General features: G+C 68.1%; 24 protein-coding genes and 1 tRNA gene. 8 read left to right on the top strand and 17 right to left on the bottom strand.

All coding sequences use genetic code 11. From position 1 onward, the window contains the following. The first annotated feature begins 85 nt into the window (after positions 1-85). Positions 86-1270, top strand: a complete 1185-nt coding sequence (locus C8D87_RS08940; protein WP_109630385.1) for a cytochrome P450 — start codon at positions 86-88, stop codon at positions 1268-1270. Here the strand turns inward: C8D87_RS08940 and C8D87_RS08945 are convergent, their stop codons facing one another. The 11 genes from C8D87_RS08945 to C8D87_RS08995 all read right to left on the bottom strand — a co-directional run bounded on the left by C8D87_RS08945 (position 1271) and on the right by C8D87_RS08995 (position 11371). Then, entirely contained in the window at positions 1271-2284 is a 1014-nt protein-coding gene (locus C8D87_RS08945; RefSeq protein WP_112226374.1) for a glycerophosphodiester phosphodiesterase, read from the bottom strand. 67 nt (positions 2285-2351) lie between these two features. Further along, the gene (locus C8D87_RS08950) at positions 2352-3260 is read right to left on the bottom strand and encodes a DUF4328 domain-containing protein (RefSeq protein WP_233442006.1); all 909 of its coding nucleotides are present in this window, start codon (positions 3258-3260) and stop codon (positions 2352-2354) included. A gap of 2 nt (positions 3261-3262) precedes the next feature. After that, positions 3263-3601 carry a rhodanese-like domain-containing protein gene (locus C8D87_RS08955; RefSeq protein ID WP_233439129.1) on the bottom strand — a complete coding sequence of 113 codons (339 nt, stop codon included), beginning with the start codon at positions 3599-3601 and terminating at the stop codon, positions 3263-3265. A 59-nt stretch (positions 3602-3660) separates the two neighbouring features. Beyond that, entirely contained in the window at positions 3661-4551 is an 891-nt protein-coding gene (locus C8D87_RS08960; RefSeq protein ID WP_112226375.1) for a hypothetical protein, read from the bottom strand. Continuing rightward, entirely contained in the window at positions 4551-5036 is a 486-nt protein-coding gene (locus C8D87_RS08965; protein ID WP_112226376.1) for a SigE family RNA polymerase sigma factor, read from the bottom strand. Before C8D87_RS08965 ends, C8D87_RS08960 begins: the two co-directional genes overlap by 1 nt. Positions 5037-5153: 117 nt before the next feature. Then, positions 5154-6746 (bottom strand): solute symporter family protein, encoded by a 1593-nt coding sequence (locus C8D87_RS08970; RefSeq protein WP_109630369.1) that lies wholly within the window; start codon positions 6744-6746, stop codon positions 5154-5156. Beyond that, positions 6743-7093 (bottom strand): DUF485 domain-containing protein, encoded by a 351-nt coding sequence (locus tag C8D87_RS08975; RefSeq protein WP_109630367.1) that lies wholly within the window; start codon positions 7091-7093, stop codon positions 6743-6745. The genes C8D87_RS08970 and C8D87_RS08975 overlap by 4 nt, the downstream gene beginning before the upstream one ends. 258 nt (positions 7094-7351) lie before the next feature. Beyond that, positions 7352-9151, bottom strand: coding sequence for a sodium/solute symporter (locus tag C8D87_RS08980; RefSeq protein ID WP_112226377.1), 1800 nt, complete (start codon positions 9149-9151; stop codon positions 7352-7354). A gap of 1 nt (position 9152) precedes the next feature. After that, complete coding sequence (locus tag C8D87_RS08985; RefSeq protein WP_109630361.1) at positions 9153-9581, bottom strand: hypothetical protein; 429 nt, start codon at positions 9579-9581, stop codon at positions 9153-9155. Further along, positions 9578-10444 carry a LytR/AlgR family response regulator transcription factor gene (locus C8D87_RS08990; protein ID WP_109630357.1) on the bottom strand — a complete coding sequence of 289 codons (867 nt, stop codon included), beginning with the start codon at positions 10442-10444 and terminating at the stop codon, positions 9578-9580. Before C8D87_RS08990 ends, C8D87_RS08985 begins: the two co-directional genes overlap by 4 nt. Positions 10445-10507: 63 nt before the next feature. Then, a complete protein-coding gene (locus tag C8D87_RS08995; protein WP_109630354.1) occupies positions 10508-11371 on the bottom strand; it encodes a S49 family peptidase in 864 nt (287 codons plus the stop codon). A gap of 103 nt (positions 11372-11474) precedes the next feature. Between C8D87_RS08995 and C8D87_RS45780 the strand changes: the two genes are divergently transcribed. Further along, positions 11475-11642 (top strand): hypothetical protein, encoded by a 168-nt coding sequence (locus C8D87_RS45780; RefSeq protein WP_166048541.1) that lies wholly within the window; start codon positions 11475-11477, stop codon positions 11640-11642. A 290-nt stretch (positions 11643-11932) separates the two neighbouring features. On the opposite strand, the gene C8D87_RS09000 is transcribed toward C8D87_RS45780, so the two are convergent. After that, positions 11933-13195 carry a sensor histidine kinase gene (locus C8D87_RS09000; protein ID WP_112226378.1) on the bottom strand — a complete coding sequence of 421 codons (1263 nt, stop codon included), beginning with the start codon at positions 13193-13195 and terminating at the stop codon, positions 11933-11935. Between the two features lie 111 nt (positions 13196-13306). On the opposite strand from C8D87_RS09000, the gene C8D87_RS09005 reads away from it, so the two are divergent. From C8D87_RS09005 to C8D87_RS09015, 3 genes are read left to right on the top strand one after another with little or no spacing between them, the layout of a single operon-like run. Then, a complete protein-coding gene (locus tag C8D87_RS09005; RefSeq protein ID WP_112226995.1) occupies positions 13307-14014 on the top strand; it encodes a (Fe-S)-binding protein in 708 nt (235 codons plus the stop codon). Beyond that, complete coding sequence (locus tag C8D87_RS09010) at positions 13996-15414, top strand: LutB/LldF family L-lactate oxidation iron-sulfur protein (protein WP_112226379.1); 1419 nt, start codon at positions 13996-13998, stop codon at positions 15412-15414. Before C8D87_RS09005 ends, C8D87_RS09010 begins: the two co-directional genes overlap by 19 nt. After that, positions 15407-15985, top strand: coding sequence for a LutC/YkgG family protein (locus C8D87_RS09015; RefSeq protein WP_112226380.1), 579 nt, complete (start codon positions 15407-15409; stop codon positions 15983-15985). The genes C8D87_RS09010 and C8D87_RS09015 overlap by 8 nt, the downstream gene beginning before the upstream one ends. Here C8D87_RS09015 and C8D87_RS09020 read toward each other — a convergent pair. The 3 genes from C8D87_RS09020 to C8D87_RS09030 all read right to left on the bottom strand — a co-directional run bounded on the left by C8D87_RS09020 (position 15978) and on the right by C8D87_RS09030 (position 18705). Beyond that, on the bottom strand, positions 15978-16844 hold the full coding sequence (locus C8D87_RS09020; RefSeq protein WP_112226381.1) for an Fpg/Nei family DNA glycosylase: 867 nt from the start codon (positions 16842-16844) through the stop codon (positions 15978-15980). The genes C8D87_RS09015 and C8D87_RS09020 overlap by 8 nt on opposite strands. A gap of 15 nt (positions 16845-16859) precedes the next feature. Continuing rightward, positions 16860-17297 (bottom strand): DUF983 domain-containing protein, encoded by a 438-nt coding sequence (locus C8D87_RS09025; RefSeq protein ID WP_109630336.1) that lies wholly within the window; start codon positions 17295-17297, stop codon positions 16860-16862. A 94-nt stretch (positions 17298-17391) separates the two neighbouring features. After that, positions 17392-18705, bottom strand: coding sequence for a sigma-70 family RNA polymerase sigma factor (locus tag C8D87_RS09030; RefSeq protein WP_109630333.1), 1314 nt, complete (start codon positions 18703-18705; stop codon positions 17392-17394). A 173-nt stretch (positions 18706-18878) separates the two neighbouring features. Here C8D87_RS09030 and C8D87_RS09035 point away from each other — a divergent pair, with 173 nt between their 5' ends. Further along, a complete protein-coding gene (locus C8D87_RS09035) occupies positions 18879-19277 on the top strand; it encodes a DUF7674 family protein (protein ID WP_109632990.1) in 399 nt (132 codons plus the stop codon). Positions 19278-19308: 31 nt separating this feature from the next. Next, a tRNA-Gly gene (locus C8D87_RS09040) sits at positions 19309-19381 on the top strand. A 74-nt stretch (positions 19382-19455) separates the two neighbouring features. Here the strand turns inward: C8D87_RS09040 and C8D87_RS45785 are convergent. After that, entirely contained in the window at positions 19456-19599 is a 144-nt protein-coding gene (locus C8D87_RS45785; protein ID WP_170166378.1) for a hypothetical protein, read from the bottom strand. Here C8D87_RS45785 and C8D87_RS09045 point away from each other — a divergent pair. Continuing rightward, positions 19598-20026, top strand: coding sequence for an OsmC family peroxiredoxin (locus C8D87_RS09045; protein WP_112226996.1), 429 nt, complete (start codon positions 19598-19600; stop codon positions 20024-20026). The two genes, C8D87_RS45785 and C8D87_RS09045, sit on opposite strands and share 2 nt — an antisense overlap. Here the strand turns inward: C8D87_RS09045 and C8D87_RS09050 are convergent. Continuing rightward, positions 20001-20792: a cytochrome P450 gene (locus C8D87_RS09050; protein WP_170166379.1), complete on the bottom strand. Its 792-nt coding sequence runs from the start codon at positions 20790-20792 to the stop codon at positions 20001-20003. The genes C8D87_RS09045 and C8D87_RS09050 overlap by 26 nt on opposite strands. Positions 20793-21027: the final 235 nt, after the last annotated feature.

A 21027-nucleotide genomic window follows, 5' to 3' on the forward strand; every position in this document is an offset into this window, starting at 1 on the left:
CGAACGATAGTTCGTAGGCAACAATTTGAGGCATCAATCAAATGGACGTGGACGAAACGCGGATCGCGACTTACCGTCCCGCCTTGTGACGTTCGACCAGCGTGATCCCGCGTTCATCGCCGACCCGTACCCGGCCTTCGCCGCCCTGCGCGAAGCCGGTGAGGTGCATCACCATGAGCAGATGGGCGTCGCGGTCGCCGTCTCGCACGCCGCCTGTTCCGCCGTGCTGCGGCACCGCTCGCTCGGCCGGATCTGGTCGGACGTGAAGCCGGTGGAGCAGTTCATGGCGTTCAACCTGCTGCACCGCAACTCGCTGCTGGAGAACGAACCGCCCACGCACACCCGCCTGCGCCGACTGGTCGCCGCCGCGTTCGGCCGCGGTCACGTCGAGCGCCTGCGCCCGTGGGTCGCCGACCTGGCCGACCGGCTGGTCGACGAACTGGTCGCGAAGATCGACGACCAGGGCCAGGGCGACCTGCTCGCCCACGTCGCCGCGCCACTTCCGGTCGAGGTGATCGCCGAGCTGCTCGGCGTCCCCGGCCAGGACCGCTACCTGCTGCAGCCGTGGTCGAACGCCATCGTGAAGATGTACGAGTACGGCCTGCCCGCCGAGCAGCAGGAGGCCGCGGAACGCGCCGCCGCGGAGTTCGTCGCCTACCTGCGCGAACTGATCGCGCTGCGCCGCAAGACCCCCGGCTCCGACCTCGTCTCCGACCTGGTCGCCGTCACCGACACCGACGGCGCCAGGCTGACCGAGGACGAACTCGTCGCCACCGCCGTGCTCCTGCTGATGGCGGGCCACGAGGCCACGGTCAACGTCATCGGCAACGGCGTCTACGCCCTGATGTGCCACCGCTCGCAGTGGGAACGCCTCTCGCCCGATCTCATGCCCACGGCTGTCGAGGAGCTCATCCGCTTCGACTCGCCGTTGCAGCTCTTCGAACGCACCGCCACCGAACGCGTCGAGATCGCCGGCCACGTCGTCGAGCCGGGCGAGAAGATCGCCGCGCTGCTCGGTGCGGCCGCGCGCGACCCGCTGGTCTTCGAGAACCCGGACACGCTCGACGTCGGCCGCGAGAAGAACCAGCACCTCGGGTTCGGCATGGGCATCCACTACTGCCTGGGTGCGCCGCTGGCCCGCATCGAGGTGGAGGCGGCGCTGTCCTCGTTGCACCGCAAGCTGCCCGGTGCCGTGCTGGCCGAGGAACCGAACCGGCGCGCGGAGTTCGTGATCCGCGGCCTGCACTCGCTCCCGCTCGGCGCGGAGTAGCTATCGCTTGGGATAGCGCTTGGGGAGCTTGAGACCCCGTTCCTTCATGACGGTGCGCAAGCGGTCCGGGTAGTCGGTGATGATGCCGTCCACGCCGTCGTCGATCAGCTTGTGCATCGTCGCCGGGTCGTTCACCGTCCACGGGATCACCTTCAGCCCGTGGCGCTGAGCGTCAGCGACGAGTTCCTTCGTGGTGAAGGGAACGTAGTTCGGGTCGCCGACCTTGCCGTTCTGCGGATTGCCGTGAACCGGCGACAAAGCCTTGGCGCCGAAGGACTTCACGGCGCGGGCGACGCTGCCGCCGAAGTCGTCCAGGTTCAGTCCACCCGTCCACGGCGAGCCGGGACGCAGGAACTCCGGCTGCGTCAGCGCCACCAACGGGATGCGCGGCTCGACCTCGCGCAGCCGCATCAACGTGCCCCAGTCGAACGACTGGATCGTCACGTTGGGCAGGAAGCCCGAACGCCGGATCTCACGGACTGCGCGCTGCACGAACTGCTCACGCGGTGCGGTCTCGTGCGGTGCGGCGGCCTCGACCTTGGTCTCGATGTTGAAGCGGATGCCCCACGCGCGGTGCTTGCGCGCCAGGTCGAACAGCTCGGCGAGCGTGGGCATGCGGGCGCCGGGCGAGAGCTCCTGGTCCGGGTACTGCGACCACCGCGTGCTGCCGCAGTCGAGGGTGCGGACCTGGGCGAACGTCAGGTCCTTCACGTACTTGCCCGCGTAGGGGAACTCGGGATCACCTGCGAACGCAGGCTTGGTGTCGAGGCACTTCGCCGGGTTCGTCCTGCGGTCGTGGGTGATGACCTCACGGCCGTCCCTGGTGATCTGGAGGTCGAGTTCCAGCGTCGTGACGCCGAGTTCGAGCGCCTTGCCGAACGCCTTGACCGTGCTCTCCACCGTGAGACCGATGCCGCCGCGGTGGGCCTGCAGGTCGAAGTCCCTGTGGTGGTTCGCCTCAGCTGCCGACGGTGTGGCCATTGCGATCACCAGAGCCCCGACGAGTGTCCGCATCCACCCAACCTGGCACTCGCGCGGCGTGGCGGGAAGGTCCTGACGTACGAACGTCGCCTGAACAGATTCAGCGGGGCGAGCCGGAGGCGCGGACCGAACGAAGTGGCGGTTCCGGCGCGTCCTTCACCTCGACGACGCGCATCAGCCGGACGGACGCGGCGTCCACCGGCAGCATCAGGGTGGTGATGCGGCGGATGACCAGCGCACCGGCCACCAGCGCGCCGACGAGCACCAGGTTGGCGACCGTGTGCACGAGGATGGCGTCGGCCTGGGACTGGATGCTGTCGCCGACGATCCGCCACAGCCAGGTGATCACGACCATCAGGTACGACGCCGCCCACAGGCCCCACCACCAGAGCAGGAGCTTGGAGGGGCGGGGACGTTCGTCGGCCGGGCGGCGGGCGACGGCGTGCTCGAGCTCGGCCATCACCGAGCCGGGCACGACGAGGTTCACGCCGGGCACCAGGAGACTGAGCAGGGCGGAGCGGCCGGAGCGGGAAGGGCCGTAGCCCACGATGGTGGCGGCGACCTTGCGGGCGCGGTGGACCCACAACGCGCCGAAGAGCAACGCCAGCTGCCAGCCGAACATCAGGATGATCTCGGAGGTCAGGACCATCGCGTCGGAGGTGGCGACGACGTTCGGGGAGAGCGCGCCGTACCGGCTCAGCGCGAGCAGGACGTAGCGCCAGATCTCGGAGCCCGCTGCCCACAGCGCGAGCCCTGCGACGAGCCAGAGGGTGTTCTGCGCGGTCTTGCCCAGCCTGCGCACACCGTCGACCGAGTCGGCCTGCTCGACGGTGCCGGCCACGGCCGTCGGCCAGCGCCACGCCAGCAGCGGGAAGCCCCAGCGCGGCGGGACCGGGTAGTTCGGCGGGCCACCGTAGGACAACCGCTGCGACCGGCGCGAAGGCTGCGGGTACGCACCGGATGGCGGCGTCGCCACCCAGTCCACACGCATCGGCTGCAACGGCTGCACGATCAGATGACCTCGGGTTCCATGCCGTCGACGCCGCCTTCGAGAGGACGGCCGTGAGCGTCCCAGTGCTGCATGCCGCCCTCGACGTTGACGGCCTCCCAGCCGTTCTCGTTGAGGTACTGGGTCACGCGGGCGGAACGGCCACCGGCCCGGCACACGACGTAGAGCTGCACGTCGTTCGGCACCTCGTCGAGCCGGGCACCGATCTCGCTCATGGGGATGTGCAGCGCGCCGGGCGCATGGCCGGCGTCCCACTCGTCCTGCTCGCGCACGTCCAGCAGGACGGCGCCCTCCGGCAGCACGGCGGGAACGTCAGCGATCTCCACGCTTGGAACAGTCACGCCCTAGATGTTGCCATGCCGGAGGTTGCACGGACGTGAACCTCCGGCACGGCACACCCTCAGGCCACCCCCGCGATGGCGGGCCCGAGCCTCGCGAACTGCTCCTCGGTCAGCGGCAACGTGGCCCGGCCGGCCCCGAAACGTTCCCAGGAACCCGGCTGCTTCGGGTCAGGGCGCACGTCCGGGCTGCCGTAGTTGCGCAGTTCGACCCGCACGAACAGACCGTCCTTGCGAAACACCTCCAGCACCTGCTTGAGCGACTGGAACGGCTCGTACGGCCGCACGCTGTGCAGCTGCATGACCGTGCCATCGGCGCTGGACAGCCGCCTGGCCGGTTCGCAGTCGCCGGTCACCCAGAGCATGTCGTCCGCATGAAACTGCGGGGTACCGGCGAACCTGCCGGCGGAGATGCTGATGCTGCCGGTCCCGCCGGAGTCCGTCACGTCGAACTCGATGGCGTCGCGAATGGAGTTGCCCGGCGCGTTGCTGATGGTCATCTCCGGCAACTCCCGCCGCACCACATCGATCAACCCGTCGACGGACTTGGCGGACAGCTCCTCTGTGCCGAGCCCGAACACCTCGAGGGGTTCCCTCGAGTTGCACAGCGGAATCTGCAGCACTTGGCGACCGGCGGGCGGAGGCGCGCTCGTCGCCGGCTGCCAGGTGCGGTAGGGCTGCTGGGCCGGTGTGTTGACCCGTGGCCAGCTCAGCGAGTGCTCCACGGTGGCGGGACCGTTCGGCTGGTCCGCCGGCGTGGAGTCCGGGGCGGCGTGGTTCAGCGTCGTGGCACCGATGCCGATGCCGGCGACCACCGCCACCACACCGAGCATCGCGCCCGCGCGCTGGGCGAACACCCGGCGTCGGCCGCGCTTGAGCACGTGGTCCAAGGTTGTCGTGGGAGGCGGGGCGGAGACGTCGAGAGCTCCGCGCAGCTTCTCTTCGATGTTCATCAAGCACACTCCGAGTTGACCGGCTCGCCGTACGCCTCGCGGAGCGTCGCCAAGCCTCTGGCTGTCTGGCTCTTGACGTTGCCCACCGAACAGCCCAGCTCAGCGGCCGTCTGCTCGATGGACAGGTCGTGCACGAACCTCAGCACGAGCGTGGCCCGCTGCTTCGGGGGCACCTGCCGCAACGCCGCGTGCAACCGGGCGTCGGGATCGTCGTAATCACCGTCGACCCCGTGCTCGGGCAGGTCGGCGACCGGGTCCTCGCGACGACGGCGCCTGCTGTCGAGGAACAACCGCGTCACGATGGTGCGGACGTAGCCCACCGCCGTTTCGCGCCTGATGCTCGGCCACTTCGCGTACGCCTTCACGAATGCGTTCTGCGCGAGCTCTTCCGCCTCCGACCAGTCGCCGCACAGCGCGTAGGCCGTACGTCGTGCCCAGTCGAATCTGCTCGTGAAGAACTCCGAGAACTCCTCGTCTCGTCGCACTCCGGTCCCCCAAGCTCGTGCTGTGTACGCGTTCAATACGCGGCCAGCGTCAGCAGGGTTGCACGCACGAAAACGGGCCGCCCCGCAGGGACGGCCCGTTCTTCGAAGGTGAAGCGGTCAGTGCGCGATGGCCTTCTCGGCGCCCGCACCGGTGAGGGAGCGGACCTCCATCTCGGCCTGCTTGATCGGGTCGGCCTTCTCCTTGGAGAGGATCGTGCCGACGTAGCCGAGCAGGAACGCGACCGGGATCGACACGATGCCGGGGTTCGACAACGGGAAGAGCGCGAAGTCGGCGTTCTTGAACATCGACGTCGGCTGGCCGGAGACCGCGGGCGACAGGACGATCAGGGTGATCGTCACGATCAGACCGCCGTAGATGCTCCACAGCGCGCCCGAGGTGTTGAACCTCTTCCAGAACAGCGAGTAGAGGATCGTCGGCAGGTTGGCGGAGGCCGCGACCGCGAACGCCAGCGCCACGAGGAACGCGATGTTCTGGCCGTTGGCGATGATGCCACCGACGATCGACACGATGCCGATCACGATCGCGGTCAGGCGGGCGACCTTGACCTCGGAGTCCTTGTCCTCCGCCTGGCCCTTCTTGATGATGTTGGCGTAGATGTCGTGCGCGAACGACGCCGACGCCGTGATCGTCAAGCCGGCCACGACCGCGAGGATCGTCGCGAACGCCACCGCCGCGATCAGGCCGAGCAGGATCGGACCACCGAGCTCCAGTGCGAGCAGCGGAGCAGCCGAGTTCGCCTTGCCGGGCGCCGCGTTGATCTTGTCCGGACCGACCAGCGCACCGGCGCCGTAGCCGAGGACCAGCGTGAACAGGTAGAAGATGCCGATCAGCCAAATGGCCCACACGACCGAGCGACGGGCTTCCTTCGCGGTCGGCACGGTGTAGAAGCGCATCAGGATGTGCGGCAGACCCGCGGTGCCGAGCACCAGGGCGAGGGCCAGCGACAGGAAGTCGAGCTTCGTCGTGCCGTTCTTGCCGTACGCGAGCCCGGGGCCGAGCAGCTTCTCGCCGGCCTTCGGCGCGTTGTCGACCGCGGCACCGAGGACGGAGGAGAGGTTGAAGCCGTACTTGCCGAGCACCCAGAGGGTCATGATGCCCGCACCGGCGATCAGCAGGACCGCCTTGATGATCTGCACCCAGGTGGTGCCCTTCATACCGCCGATGAGGACGTAGGCGATCATCAGGGCGCCGACCACGGCGATGACGAGAGCCTGGCCGCCGGTGCCCGTGATGCCGAGCAGCAGAGCGACGAGACCACCGGCACCGGCCATCTGGGCCAGCAGGTAGAAGAACGAGACGGCCATCGTCGACGTGGCGGCCGCCGCGCGGACCGGACGCTGACGCATCCGGAAGCTCAGCACGTCGCCCATCGTGTACTTGCCGGTGTTGCGCAGCAGTTCGGCGACCAGCAGCAGCGCGATGAGCCACGCCACGAGGAAGCCGATCGAGTACAGGAAGCCGTCGTAGCCGTTGAGGGCGATGGCGCCCGCGATGCCGAGGAACGACGCGGCGGAGAGGTAGTCACCAGCGATCGCGACGCCGTTCTGGGGGCCGGTGAACGCGCGGCCGGCGGCCAGGTAATCGGCAGCGGTCTTCGTGTTGCGGCTCGCCCGGATGACCACGAACAGCGTGACCAGGACGAAGACACCGAAGATGCTGATGTTGAGGATCGGGCTGCCGTTGTTCACTTGCCGTCTCCCTCGATCTCACCGCGGAGCTTCTCCGCCAACGGGTCGAGGTGCTTGTTGGCGTGCCGCACGTACAACGTCGTGATCACGAACGTCGACACGAACTGCAGCAGACCGAAGATCAACCCGACGTTGATGTTGCCGATCACCTTGGTGGACATGAAGCCGTGCGCGTAGTCCGCGAGCAGCACGTACAGCAGGTACCACGCGAGGAACAGCCCGGAGACCGGGAACACGAACTTGCGCAGCCGGTGCTTCAGCTGGGCGAAGTCCTCACTTGCTTGTACGTCGACCCACTTCTGCGCATCGGGGCCCGACTCGCTCGGGGTGTGCTCGACAGTGCTCACAGTCCCCTCCTCGCCGTACTCGTCGTAGGTGCCAGCAACGTGACGTGCACGTAGTGCCTCCAGGTGCGGTCCGTTCTTGGTCAGGAACCGTATGGAGACTTGAGTCACTCAGGTAAGACCCCGTTCGTGCCCATGCGCCCAGCAGTCGGGTGATGCGACGAACGGTCAGTATGCGTAGACGAACAGCACTCTGCGTGACGGGATTCACCGTTCACCGATTCGAGTGACCAATTTTCACCCATTTGAAACGTTGACCACTCACCGTGTCCGACCAGCTCCCCTGCGCTTGTCCTCGTCCATCCTGGCCTTCTCCTCGGCTGTGCCGAAGCGTGCGATGTCGCGGTCGCGGATGAAACCGAGCGGGTCGGGAGCGTGCAGTCGCAGCAGGATCTGGTTGACATCCGCCGGAGCGCGTCTGCGGGTCGCCTTGCTGACCACGATCATGGTCGTGAACGCGATCGGCACCGTGATCAGCGCTGGTTGGCTGATGACGGCGGGCGCCCAGCGACCGGTGTAGGAGCTGATCACGCTGATCACCTGCGCGGTGATCACCATGCCGCCGCCGACGACGAGACCGCACACGGCGCCGACCCACGTGAGGCCGCGCCACCAGATTCCGAGCACCAGCAACGGGCAGAACGTCGACGCGGCGAGCGCGAACGACATGGCCACGGTGAGTGACGCATCGGAGCGCGGAAGCAGCAGAGCAAGACCGATCGCGACGAGTCCGGTGAACACGGTCGCCCACCGGAAGTCACGAACCTTGCCCGGCATGATGTCCGTCGAGACCACGCCGGCGACCGACACGACGAGCCCGGACGAGGTCGACAGGAACGCCGCGAACGCACCGGCGGCGACGATCGCGCCGAGGATCTGACCGCCCAGGTTCGGCACCATCGTCTCCGGCAGCATCAGCACCGCGGCGTCGGTCTTCCCGTTCACCAGCAGTTGCGGCAGGTAGAGCCGGGACAGCACCCCGAGCACCGTCGGGAAGATGTAGAAGAGGCCGAGCAGGTAGAGCACGTGCAGCGCGGTCCGGCGGGCCGCCTTGCCGTCCGGGTTGGTGTAGAAGCGGACCAGGACGTGCGGCAGGCCCATCGTGCCGAGGAACGTCGCGAAGATCAGCGAGTACGTCTTGAGCAGGTCGGAGATGCCGCCGGTCTGCGGCCGGATCCAGTCGTGGTTGTTCGTGGGCGAGCCCTCGACCACCGGCACCGGGCTGCCGGCGGCGAACTCCATGACCGTGCCGGGGCTGAGCTCGTAGACACCGCGCCCCCAGAACACCGGCCCGTCCGCGTTCCTGCCGTCGATCTCGCCGTGCACCTTCAACGTGAGCGGCTCGTCGACCCTGACCTTGATCACCTGCTCGGCCACGGTGATCGTCTCGGCCTTGGGGAACCTGACCACGCCCTCGTCGCTGATCGGCTGCGTGCCGCGGTCCGGCGAGGCGAGGAACACCACGAAGAGCACGAACGTCGGCGCGGCGATCGCGAAGAGCTTGCCCCAGTACTGGAAAGCCTGCACCAGCGTGATCGCGCGCATGCCGCCGCCGAGCACGTTGATCACCACGATGACCGTGACGATCAGGCCGCCGAACCACGCGGGCAGGCCGGTGATCGTGGTCAGCGTCAGACCGGCGGACTGCAGCTGCGGCACCAGGTACAGCACGCCGATGCAGACCACGAAGAACGTGCTGAAGTGCCGCACGTTCGCCGACCCGAGCCTGGCCTCCGCGAAGTCGGGCAACGTGTAGGCGCCCGACCTCCTCAGCGGCGCGGCCACGAACAGCAGCAACGCGAGATACCCCGCGGTGAAGCCGATCGGGTACCAGAGCGCGTCGATGCCGTCCTTGAGCACGAGCCCGGCCACACCGAGGAACGACGCGGCGGACAGGTACTCGCCAGAGATCGCGGCGGCGTTGCGGGTGGCGGGGATCGCGCGGCGCGCCACCAGGAAGTCCGGGGTGGTGTTGGCCTTGCGCGACCCGACGTAACCGAGGAGGAACGTCACGAGCGCCATGGCGAGGATGGCGGCAAGGCTCCAGATCGTGGCGTTCACGTCAGCGGTCGACCATGTTCACGAAGTCGCGCTCGTGCCGTTCGGCCTTCCGGCGGAACACCCAGCCGACCCCGTAGAGGATCGGGAAGGGCGCGAGACCGAGCACGAGCCAGGGAATGGGGATGCCGAGGATCTTCAGGTCCCCGATCTGAGGGAACAGGTAGAAGGTGATCGGCAGCAGGCACATTCCGATCAGGACCGCGAACGCGAGCCCGAACGCGGACTTCAGCTGCTGCTTGATGAGGTCGCGCACCAGCTTCTCGCCGACGCTGGTCTGCTCCTCGAGCTCGATGATCGTGCGCAGTGCCTTGCCACGCGACTTCGTGGAGTCCGCGAGCACGACCCTGCGCCTGCGTGGTTTGCGGGCCTGCTCACCGAGCCAGGCCTCGCGGGCGGCCTGCTCGGGCTTTCCCGCGTCGTGCCTGCTCACCAGCCGCTCTTCGGCGGTCGCACGATCCGTTCCTTGAGCTCCTTGGTGTGCCGGCGGCTGACCGGGAGCTCCTTGGCGCCCTCACCGGTGCCGATGACCACCGCGTAGCCGTTCGCCGTCATCCGCAGCTCGCTGACCAACGGCAGCGCGACCAGGTACGACCGGTGGATGCGCACGAACCCCGCGTTGGCCCAGCGTTCCTCCAGCTGCGCGAGCGGGATGCGCACCAGATGGCTGCCGTCCTGGGTGTGCAGGCGGGCGTAGTCACCCTGCGCCTCGACGTACCGCACAGATGCCCGCGGCACGAGCTTGATGGTGCCGCCGAGTTCGACGGGGATGACCTCGTCGTCGCTCTGATCGGCAGCGGTCGCGGGCGAGACCGGGGTCGGCGCCTGCGGTGCCGACGTGCGGCCGACGCGGTCCGCGACCCGGGAGATGGCCTTGAGGACGCGCTCTTCGTTGATCGGCTTGTTGATGAAGTCGAGCGCGCCGACGTCGAACGCCGTGACGAGCGCGTCGCGTTCCTCCACACCCGTCACGAAGACGAGGGCGGGCGGATACCTGAACGCGCTGAGCACCCGTGCGAGATCCATGCCCGAAAGCCCGGGCATGTTGATGTCGGCGAACACCGCGTCGACCGGCGGCAGTCCGGCCTTGGTCCTCGCCATGACCTCCTGCTCGTAGTCGCCCCTCAGGATGCGCAGTGCCTCGGCGGCGTCGAAAGCCGTGAGGACGCGCCGGATGTGGGGGCTGCTCTCGAGCAGGTACTTGATCTCGCTCAGGCCAGGAGCCTCGTCATCGACTGCGAGGACGAGGAGACCGGCGTTGTCTTGGGTACTCACTGTGTCGGGCATCTTGCCCATCAATGTGCGGTCATGTCTACGTCATGCGTTGACTCGACACGCCCGGTGAAACCGAACTGATGCTCACAGCCCGAATCGGGACCAGCGAGCACGTTCCTCGAGGCTCGCGAGCACCTGCGTCACGAGATCGCCCGATCGGGTGGACGCGCCGGTCAGTCCGAGCTTGGCCAACAACGGCTTGCGTGGCTCGGCGACGGTCAGCTCGGCATCGGGAAAGCGCTTGGCGAGGACGCTCCGGATGGTGCCGATGCCGTCGACCAGACCGAGTTCCACGGCCTTGCTGCCGGTCCACACCTCACCGGCGAACAGCTCGTCGTCGGTCGCCTTGAGCTTGTTGTTCCTGCGCTCCTTGACCCACGCCTTGAACTGGTCGTGCAGATCGGCGTGCAGCCCCTTGAGCCACTCGACGTCCTCGGGCTTCTCGGCCTGGAACGGGTCGAGCCGCACCTTGTTCTCACCGGCGGTGTAGACGCGGCGCTCGACACCGGCCTTGTCCAGCAGACCGTTCAGCCCGAAGCCCGCGCTGACGACGCCGATGGACCCCACGAGGCTCGTGCCGTGCGCGTAGATCTCGTCGCCGGCGCACGCCAGCCAGTAGCCGCCGCTCGCCGCCACGTCCTCGCAGAACGCGAGCACCGGCACGTGCTTCTTGTTGGCGAGCTCGCGAATCCGCTCGGCGATGAGAGCGGACTGCGTCGGCGCACCGCCGGGCGAGTTGATGAGCAGTGCCACGGCGATCAGGCGCTCGTTGTCGAACGCGCGGTTGATCGCCGTCTCGACGTTCTGGAGGCTGATCGTGTTGCGCGCGACCGGCGAGGACTGCGGGGTGATCACCCCGTGCAACCGCACCGCAGCGACGACCGGTGGCCGCTCACCCCGGTCCATGACCCTCGGGAGACGGGCCGCGATCTTGTCCGTGACGCTCATGTACTCGACAGTACGTGCGTTTCGCGGCCACGCGGGAGCCCAACTGCGCTGTCGGTTGCTCCCGCGTGACGTTGAACACGTGTTGTCCGGTTAGCATCGGGGGGTGACGTTCAACCCCATCCGCTGGCTCGAACGGTACGTCGAGTGGTGGGACGACCGGGGCAGGCAGAACGCCGCCGGGCCGACGCCGATGCACATCTACTGGATGTGGGTGAGCTGGAGCGTGTGCGCCGTCGTGCTGATCACGACTCTGGCGGTTGCAGCACGCTGACCTGCGGTGCCGTGGTGCTTCAGCTCAGCACTTGCAGCTGTTGTAACCCTTCGCGGTGCACTTGATGCAGACGCGGACGCGCTCGGGTGCTTGTTGTTCGTGCAATGGATGATGCCCTTAACTCGCGGCCGGCCTCGACCCTTGGGAGTACCGGCTGTTCATTGGTCAACACCACAATCGGCAGGTTCGACCGTCGGGTTGAGGATGGTTGACCGCTCAACTTGGGGAAAGCCCTCAGCGCCCGCCGTTCAACCTCCGCGCAAGGTCAGACGGACAGCGTCGTCGCTGAGTCAGGCGCGGATCGCCGGCTGCTCGTTCGTCATCGGCTCGTCGGTGAGCTGCGACCCCAGGTTCAGGTTCGGCAGCACGTTCCGCGCGAACTTCGGCACCTTCAGGATCACCTTGGTACCCGCGTTGGGCGCGGTTTCCACGACCAGCGCGTACTCGGCGCCGAACACCGTCCGCATCCGGTCGTTGATGTTGCCGATGCCGACGTGCGCGCCCGTCTGGTGGGCGTCCTTGATGTCGTCGAGCCGGTCCGGGTCCATGCCGACGCCGTCGTCCTCGACGCTGATCAGCGCCTCGTTGCCGTTGTCCTCAGCGGTGATCGTCAGCATGCCGCCGCCGGGCTTCTTGGCCAGGCCGTGCCGGACCGCGTTCTCGACCAGGGGCTGGAGCACCAGGAACGGGAGGACGACCTGCAGGACCTCGGGGGCGATCCGCAGCCGGACGTTCAGGCGGGAGCCGTAGCGGGCCTGTTCGATGGTCAGGTAGCGGTGGATGTTCGTCAGCTCGTCGGCCAGCGTCGTGAACAGGCCGTCGGTGCGGAACGAGTAGCGCGTGAACTCGGCGAACTCCTGCAGCAGCTCGCGGGCGTGCGAGGGGTCCGTGCGGATGAGCGACGAGATCGTGTTCAGGGCGTTGTAGACGAAGTGCGGCGAGATCTGGGCTCGCAGGGCCTTCACCTCGGCCTGGGCGAGGGCCTGCCGTTGCTTCTGGACCACCTCGAGCTCGAGCTGCGTCGAGACGAAGCGGGCGGTTTCCTCGGCCATGCGGATCTGGCGCTTCGAGGCAACACCCGAGACGACGATCAGGGTGCCGGCCACGTCGCCCTCGACAACCAGCGGAACTACGACAACGCTGTGCAGGGAGCACGGGCCCTGCAGCTCGCAGCCGAGTTTGCGGTGGTCTACGTGTTCCTTGTGGCAGTTGTTGATGGCACGGGCGACCGTGTCGCGGAGGTACTCGTAGTGGTCGTTCGCGCCGCCGTCCCACGACAGGACAGTGCCCTCTTCGTCGGTGATGGCGACCGCGACGCACCGCAGCATCTCGCGCAGGTGCGGGGTGGCCTTGTCGGCGGCCTCCTGGGTCAAGCCCGCGCGAAGGTCGCTCGACGCCTTGGACATGCGGTCGAGCATGTCCATCACAGCATCCTCGACGGAGGTGCTGACTCGTCGAGCGCGGCACAGCATCACGAAGAGGCCCAGAACGGCCAGGGTCGCGATGACACCGAGCACGGCGCGCTCGGTCAACAGGTCGCCCACAAGGCACATGCTGTGCTGTGGGGCGCCCCGATAGCAAGAGGCGCGCCCGGCGTACCCCCGTACGGTCCACCGATCCGGGTAGACATCCGATGATTTTGGGGAGAGGGTGTGCGCGTGAAAGTGGCCCTGTTCGCAACCTGCCTGACCGACACGTTCTTCCCGTCGACGGCGCGTGCCGTGGTGCGCCTGCTGGAGCGGCTCGGCTGTTCGGTGGAGTTCCCGCTCGATCAGACGTGCTGCGGGCAGATGCACTTCAACACCGGCTACCGGGACCACACGAAGCCTCTGGCGCGCAAGTACACCGACGTCTTCAAGGGCTACGACTTCGTGGTTGCGCCGTCCGGGTCATGCGCGGGCATGGTGCGGGAGATCCATCCCACGCTGGGCGAGTCTCCGCCGCGGACGTTCGAGCTCGCGGAGTTCCTCGTGGACGTGCTCGGCGTGACGGACGTGGGGGCGTGGTTCCCCCACCGGGTCACCTATCACCCCACCTGTCACTCACTGCGCATGCTGGGCGTCGGCGACAAGCCGATGGCGCTGCTCAGGGCGGTCAAGGGACTCGATCTGGTGGAGTTGCCGGACTCGACGCAGTGCTGCGGCTTCGGCGGCACGTTCGCGATCAAGAACGCCGAGACGTCCACGGCGATGCTCGCCGACAAGATGCGCTGCGTGCTCGACACCGGTGCCGAGGTGCTGAGCGCCGGTGACAACTCCTGCCTCATGCACATCGGTGGTGGCCTGTCACGGCTGCGCGCGGGCGTCCGGCCGGTGCACCTGGCGGAGATCCTGGCTTCGACGGAGGAGGACCCGTGGCGCGCAACCCCGTGACGTGGCTCGGCAGCCCGACGTTCCCCAAGGCCGCGCACAAAGCGCTCGCCGACACCCAGCTGCGGCAGAACCTCCGCAAGGCGACCGGGACCATCCGGGCAAGACGAGCCGCGGCCGTCATCGAGATGAACGACTGGGAGCAGCTCCGCGTCGCCGGCGAGCAGATCAAGGACGACGTGCTGGCGCGCCTCGACACGCTGCTCGTCCAGCTCGAGGAGTCGGTCACGGCGAGAGGCGGTGTCGTCCACTGGGCACGGGACGCCGCCGAGGCGAACCAGATCGTGCTCGACCTCTGTCGCGAGGAGAACGCGAACGAGGTCGTCAAGGTCAAGTCCATGGCGACGGCAGAGATCGGGCTCAACGAAGCCCTCGAAGCCGGTGGCGTCCACGCGATCGAAACCGACCTGGCCGAGCTGATCGTGCAGCTCGGCGACGACCGGCCGTCGCACATCCTGGTGCCCGCGATCCACCGCAACCGCTCGGAGATCCGCGAAATCTTCCAGCGCCGCATGGGGGTCGAGGTGTCGGACGAGCCCGCGGACCTCGCCGAGGCGGCACGGGTCTACCTGCGCCAGAAGTTCCTCACCACCAAGGTCGCGGTGTCCGGCGCGAACTTCGCCGTCGCCGACACCGGGTCGATCGTGGTGCTGGAGTCCGAGGGCAACGGCCGGATGTGCCTGACGCTGCCGGAAACCCTGATCACCGTGATGGGCATCGAGAAGCTCGTGCCGACGTGGCAGGACCTGGAGGTCTTCCTCCAGCTGCTGCCCCGGTCGTCCACCGCGGAACGGATGAACCCGTACACGAGCGTGTGGACCGGCGTGACGCCCGGCGACGGCCCGCAGAAGTTCCACCTGGTGCTGATCGACAACGGCCGCACCGCGACGCTCGAGGATTCCATCGGGCGCCAAGCACTCAGGTGCATCCGGTGTTCGGCGTGCCTCAACGTCTGCCCGGTCTACGAACGCACCGGCGGCCAGTCGTACGGCTCGGTCTATCCCGGCCCCATCGGAGCGATCCTGACGCCGCAACTGGTCGGCGACATGCACGACCCGCAGGCGGCGTCACTCCCTTACGCCTCTTCACTTTGCGGCGCGTGCTTCGAGGTCTGCCCGGTGCGGATCGACATCCCGTCGGTCCTCACGCACCTGCGCGCGGAAGTCGTCGAAGCGAAGGGCCGCACGGCGGAGTCCATCGCGATGGCGGCCGCCGCGTGGATGTTCAGGGAGGCCTCGCGCTACGAGAAGGCGCAGAAAGCCGGTGCCCTCGCCAGGTTCCTGGCGAGGGACGGGCGGATCACGTCGTTGCCCTGGCCGGGTTCGAAGTGGACGTCCTCACGCGACGTACCCGCACCTTCGGCCGAGTCGTTCCGCTCCTGGTGGAGGAAGAACCGTGGCTAGCGCACGCGAAGAGATCCTGGCGCGCATCAGGAACGCGAAGGTCCCGGCGGCCCCGCAGGTCGTCCGCGGCTACAACCGCAAGGGGCCCGGCGGCGTCGAGATGTTCGCCGAACGGGTCGCCGACTACCGCGCGATCGTGCACACCGTGTCCGGCGTGCCCGAGGCGCTGGCGCCGCTCAAAGGCAAGCGGATCGTTGCGCCGCAAGGTGTTCCGCAAGAATGGCTGATCGACGGCGTCACGTGGCTGCACGAGCCGTTGTCGATCGAGGACCTGGACCGGGCGGACGGCGTGCTGACCGGGTGCGCGGTGGCGATCGCCGACACCGGCACGATCGTCCTCGACGGCGGGGAGGCACAGGGCAGGAGGGCACTCACCCTTCTCCCCGACTACCACCTGTGCGTGGTGCGCGCGGACCAGATCGCCGCGTCGGTGCCGGAAGCTCTGGAACGGCTGGAGTCCACGCGGCCGTTGACGTTCATCAGCGGTCCGTCCGCGACGAGCGACATCGAGCTCAATCGGGTGGAGGGTGTCCACGGCCCCCGCACCCTGGAAGTGCTGATCGTCACTTGAGCAGGCGGGACAACCGGCGGTCGGCCAACGGCTTGCCGCCGGTCTGGCACGTGGGGCAGTACTGGAACGCCTTGTCCGCGAACGACACCTCACGAACCGTGTCGCCGCAGACGGGACACGGCAGCCCGGTGCGCGCATGCACCCGCAGGCCCGACCGCTTCTCACCCTTGAGCCGCGCGGCGTCCTGACCGACGGACCGCGCCACGGCGTCGGTCAACGTGCTGATCATGGCCTCGTGCAGGCGGTCGAGCTGCTCGGAGTTGAGCTTCCCCGCCGTCGCGTACGGCGACAACCGGGCCATGTGCATGATCTCGTCCGAGTAGGCGTTGCCGATGCCCGCGATCAGGCTTTGCTCCGTCAGCGCCGTCTTCAGCCGCTCGGTGCGCTTGTCCAGCAGGTCTTCCAGCTGCGTGCGGGTGATCCCCAGCGCGTCGGGGCCCAGCCTGGCGACGCTCGCGATGGTCTTCGGGTCGCGCACGATCCACGCCGCGAGCCCCTTTTTCGTACCGGCTTCCGTCAGGTCGAACCCAGGCCCCTGCCCCGGCGGCCCGAGGTGCACGCGCAACGCCAGCGGACCGCGGCCCTGCTTCGGCGGCGGCGCGGACATGGTGTCGGCCCAGCGCAGCCACCCGGCTCTGGCGAGGTGAACGACCAGGTGGAGGCCGTCGGCAACTTCCAGATCGAGGTGCTTGCCGTGCCGGTGCGCGGCCACGACCTCCTGGCCGTGCAGCGCCGTCCACGGCGGGTCGAACGTCTTGAGCACCTGCAGTGACGCCACGTCGACGCGGTGCACGGTTCGGCCCACCGCGTTCTCACGCAGGTGGTGGACCAGTGCTTCTACCTCGGGTAGCTCGGGCACCGGTCCAGTGTCGCATCAGTCGACGGGTTGCAGCGGGCCCTCGACGTCGGGCAGCGAGTGCATCTCGATCGTGCGGGCGACCCGCGCGGCCTCCTGGCGCACCGCGAGCGGGCCCCTGACCTGGCCGATCCACCGCTCGGGTGGCAGCTCGTCGGCGGTGGCCTTGCTCTCCGCGACCAGCGTGTGCGGCCGGCGCAGCGCCCAGCGGACCGGGAAGAACGCGAACAGCAAGACCAGCGCGAGGATGAGCCACGCGGGCACGACCACCTGCTCCGGTGTCCACGCGATCAGCACGACGGTCATGACGACCAGCATCCCGGCCATCATGATGCCCGGCAGGGCGCCACCGCTGACGTCGTGCTCGAAGTCGTCGGATTCCACCGGGTTGCGCCACTCGATCCGGCTGTGGACCGTCCACATCCGCCCGTCGGCACCGCGCACCAGCCGCGTCATGTACCCGTCTCCCACGCTCGGTCGGTCTTGGTCAAACCGTACCTGGCGCGAGGCGAGCCTTGTGGGTGAACTCAGCCGGCCTTGATCGTCACCGTCAGTTCTCGACGGCCGGCCTCGGGTAGAGCGTGATCGTCGTGGTCGTGGTTTGCGGCGGCGGTGGCGGCGGACACGGGTCAGAGGGCTCCTCTGACGTCGAGGGCGCCGAGTTCAGCGACTTCACGTCCCGCGAGGTGGTGACGACCGCGTTGCTCACCTCTGAAGAGACGGACGACGACCCGGTGACCGGCAACGCCCGCTCGACCGGCGGCTCCCGGCGCTGCTCGCTGGCCGGCGGCGGCGCGTAGGAGGTCGTCTTGCGCACGGTCTCCTGATGGCGCTGTCCGGCACCGGGGTTGACCACGTTCTCGCGCACCTTCTCCGGCTGCTGAGCCTGCTGCGGCGGTGGCGCGACCACGAGCTCCTTGCTGTGCCCTGAGCTGGCAGAACCCGACGTGATCATGGCGATCACCGGCTTCTGGTCCGGCTGCAGCACCGCGACGCCCGGCCCGCCGTCGAACACCGCGGCCATCGTCCCGAACAGGCCGATGGTCGCCACGCTCGCGGCGGCGAAGGCCATCTTCGCCTTGCTGATCAGCATGTTCCCGGCGAACGCGAGGCCGAGCGTGGACGGCACGATCAGGAACGCCGCGTTGGCGCGCAGCGTCGCGCAGACCTCGTTCAGCTCGGTGTGGAGCTGTGCGCAGGACGAACAGGTGTCCAGGTGAGCGCGGATGCGGCGCTCCTCGACGCCCTGGACCCCACCCGCGGTGTAGGTGCCGAGCTTCGACCGGATCGCCGCACACGACGAACGGCCGTCGTCAGCAGCGAGGTGCGCCTGCAGATACGCCGCACGCAGTCCCTCACGCGCGCGGCGGGCCAACGCCGACATGGCGTTGGGCGAGAGTCCGAAGTGCGGTGCCACGGTGGCAGGGCGCTCGCCCTCCACCTCGACGCGCCACAGCACGACCCGCCAGCGCTCCGGCAGGCTGGAGAAGGCTCTGGTGATCAGGTTGTGCTCGGCCCGGCGGTTCGCGTTGTCGCCCACGGGCTCGACGCGACGACCGAGCTCCTCGTCCTCGACCGGGACGTCACGCCGCCTGCCGCTCCACTCCCACGCCACGCGGCGAGCCACGGTCAGCAGGTAGGTGCGGACGTGGTCCGTGGGACCGCTGCCGCGCCTGATCGCCTGCAGCATCCGGAAGAACGCCTCTGCGGTGAGATCGTCGGCTTCGGCCGCCTCGCGGACGTGCCTGAGTGAGAAACGGCGGATCGCGTCCGCGTGCCGGGAGAACAGTTCGCCGTAGGCCGAGTCGTCTCCCTCGCGCACCCTGGCGAGCAGGTCCCGGTCGACCTCGTTCTCGTCGACCATCACGGGTTCAACATGCCACAAGGGGCCAGAAGTGCTCCTGGTCGAGAACAGGTCGATATACAAGACCATCCGTTCGTAGTGGGCTGATCAGCGCAACGCATTCGGTGACGAGACGGTCACATGTGGGCGTCGGGCCGTCGGACGAAGAAGATCCAGCGACTATCGTCACGGCCGTGGTGGATTGGCGGGAACGGGCTTCGGCACTCGTGCCGGAACTTCGTGCTGTCGCCGAGACCGAGGAGTGGTCCTGCCACGTCTTCTTCTCCGAGCTGTCTCAGTTGGCGATGGAAGCGCACCGCGAGCAGGACGACGACGTGCTGCGCCGCGCGTACGGGTTCGCGCACTGGTGCTTCCACCAGCCGGAGCAGTTCCTGGAGAACGCCGCGTTGATCAGCTTCTACGAGCACGTGTTCGACGACTGGGATCTGCGCGAGGAGGTCGCGGCCTGGTTGCCGTGCGACGTGCTGCCCAAGGTCAGGGCGCTGTGGGAGTGGCGGTGGCCCAAGGAGCAGTTGGACGAGGTAGATCAGCTGCTGGCCGGTTTGCAGCCCCCCGGTCGAGATGCCGTTTGAGGCTGTTGTATAGTTGTTCGCGTAAGGCAGTGCGGATGTAGCGCAGTTGGTAGCGCATCACCTTGCCAAGGTGAGGGTCGCGAGTTCGAGTCTCGTCATCCGCTCGCTGAAAGGCCGGAACCCAGTCGGGTTCCGGCCTTTTTCGTTCGGCAGACCGCGCCGGATCACAGGAGTTGCGTCAGCTGCCGGTCGACGCCCGGCCGCGCGCTGCGCCCGTCTCGGCCCGTGGTCCCGGGGTGATCGCCAGGCCCGCACGTGGAAAGGTGGTCTTGTCCGCTCGGATCAACCGTTCGAGCTCGTGCGAGAAGGACTTGGAGACCATGGCAGTCACCCAATCGGCAAGCGCGCACTGGGAAGGCTCTCTCATCGAGGGCAAGGGCAACGTCAACCTCGACACGTCGAAGAGCGGCAGCTTCGACATCGACTGGAAGGCGCGCGCCGAGGAGGCCGGTGCCAAGACCAGCCCCGAGGAGCTCATCGCGGCGGCGCACTCGTCGTGCTACTCGATGGCGCTCTCCCACGGCCTCACCGGCGCAGGCACCCCGCCCACCTCGATCGACACCAACGCCAAGGTGACCTTCGTGGCCGGTCAGGGCATCACGGCCATCCACCTCACCGTGCGCGCCAACGTGCCCGGGCTGACGCAGGAGGCCTTCGTCGAGGCCGCCGAGGGCGCCAAGAAGAACTGCCCCGTGTCGAAGGCGCTCGCGGCCGTCGACAACATCACGCTGGACGCCGCCCTGGTCTGAACCGCAACGCCGCGGGCCCGTGACTGATCAGGTGCCTGCGGTAACGCACGCCGCCGGGCTGCTCGGCCACCTCGGACGAACGGTCGAGCAGCTCTTCGGCGACGATCCGGCCTTCCAGCCGCGCGAGCTGGGCCCCGAGGCAGTGGTGCGGCCCGTACCCGAAGCCCAGGTGCGGGGGCACGGACGGCCTGCCGGGGTCGAAGTCCTCGGTGAACACGCGCGGGTCCCGGTTGCCGGCCGCGTAGTCGAGGAACAGGTGCTCGCCCTCGGCGATCTTCACGCCGGCAATGGTCACCGGACATGTCGCCGTGCGGAAGAAGCCGATGAACGGCGCGTCGAGCCGCACCACCTCCTCCACCACGCCTCCTAATCGGCGTTCGCGGCGGTCGAGGCGCAGCAGCATGCTGGACAGCAGGTTCGTGGTCGAGTCGGTACCGGCCACCACGACCGCCAGGCACAGCGACAGTCGTTCCTGTTCGGACAGCTGGCCGCCCTTGAACGTGTTCGAGCGCCCGAAGTAGGCGCAGAACTCGTTCATGGCGGCGAAGTACGACCCGAGGACCCGCTCGCTCACCTCCTCGCCGCTGGTCAGCTCCAGCACCGGCGCCACGAACTCGCGGAACAGCGGGAAGTCCTTCTCCGGCACGCCGAGCACGTCACCGACGACGCCCAGCGCGAACGGCGCGGCGAACTCGCTCACGAAGTCGGCCTCCTCCGGCAGTTCGCCGAGCTGGGCCCGTGCCCGTTCACGAATTGCGTCAGCCATTCGGCGCACGGCCGATGGGGTGAATTTTTGGTTCGCCGCCGCGCGAATTCGGGCGTGCCTGGAACCGTCCGACGCGTTCAGCGACGACATCAATTCCAGCAATCGCCGCTGCTCCGGCGGTAGCAGTGCCGCGACGGCCGCTACCTGCGGACCTGTCATGTTCCGGGAGGAGAACGTCACCGGATCAGCCAGTACTGCGTGCAGATCCGCATATGCGGTCACCCGCTGGGCGTTG

The organism is Lentzea atacamensis (assembly GCF_003269295.1).
Classification (GTDB): Bacteria; Actinomycetota; Actinomycetes; order Mycobacteriales; family Pseudonocardiaceae; genus Lentzea; species Lentzea atacamensis.

Bases quoted from the DNA above. Each gene is read 5' to 3' on its own strand.
- C8D87_RS08945 (WP_112226374.1), bottom strand. From the start codon at position 2,284: ATGCGGACACTCGTCGGGGCTCTGGTGATCGCAATGGCCACACCGTCG.
- C8D87_RS08960 (WP_112226375.1), bottom strand. From the start codon at position 4,551: ATGAACATCGAAGAGAAGCTGCGCGGAGCTCTCGACGTCTCCGCCCCG.
- C8D87_RS08990 (WP_109630357.1), bottom strand. From the start codon at position 10,444: ATGGGCAAGATGCCCGACACAGTGAGTACCCAAGACAACGCCGGTCTC.
- C8D87_RS08995 (WP_109630354.1), bottom strand. From the start codon at position 11,371: ATGAGCGTCACGGACAAGATCGCGGCCCGTCTCCCGAGGGTCATGGAC.
- C8D87_RS09000 (WP_112226378.1), bottom strand. From the start codon at position 13,195: ATGTGCCTTGTGGGCGACCTGTTGACCGAGCGCGCCGTGCTCGGTGTC.
- C8D87_RS09025 (WP_109630336.1), bottom strand. From the start codon at position 17,297: ATGACGCGGCTGGTGCGCGGTGCCGACGGGCGGATGTGGACGGTCCAC.
- C8D87_RS09030 (WP_109630333.1), bottom strand. From the start codon at position 18,705: ATGGTCGACGAGAACGAGGTCGACCGGGACCTGCTCGCCAGGGTGCGC.
- C8D87_RS09045 (WP_112226996.1), top strand. From the start codon at position 19,598: ATGGCAGTCACCCAATCGGCAAGCGCGCACTGGGAAGGCTCTCTCATC.
- C8D87_RS45785 (WP_170166378.1), bottom strand. From the start codon at position 19,599: ATGGTCTCCAAGTCCTTCTCGCACGAGCTCGAACGGTTGATCCGAGCG.
- C8D87_RS09050 (WP_170166379.1), bottom strand. From the start codon at position 20,792: ATGGCTGACGCAATTCGTGAACGGGCACGGGCCCAGCTCGGCGAACTG.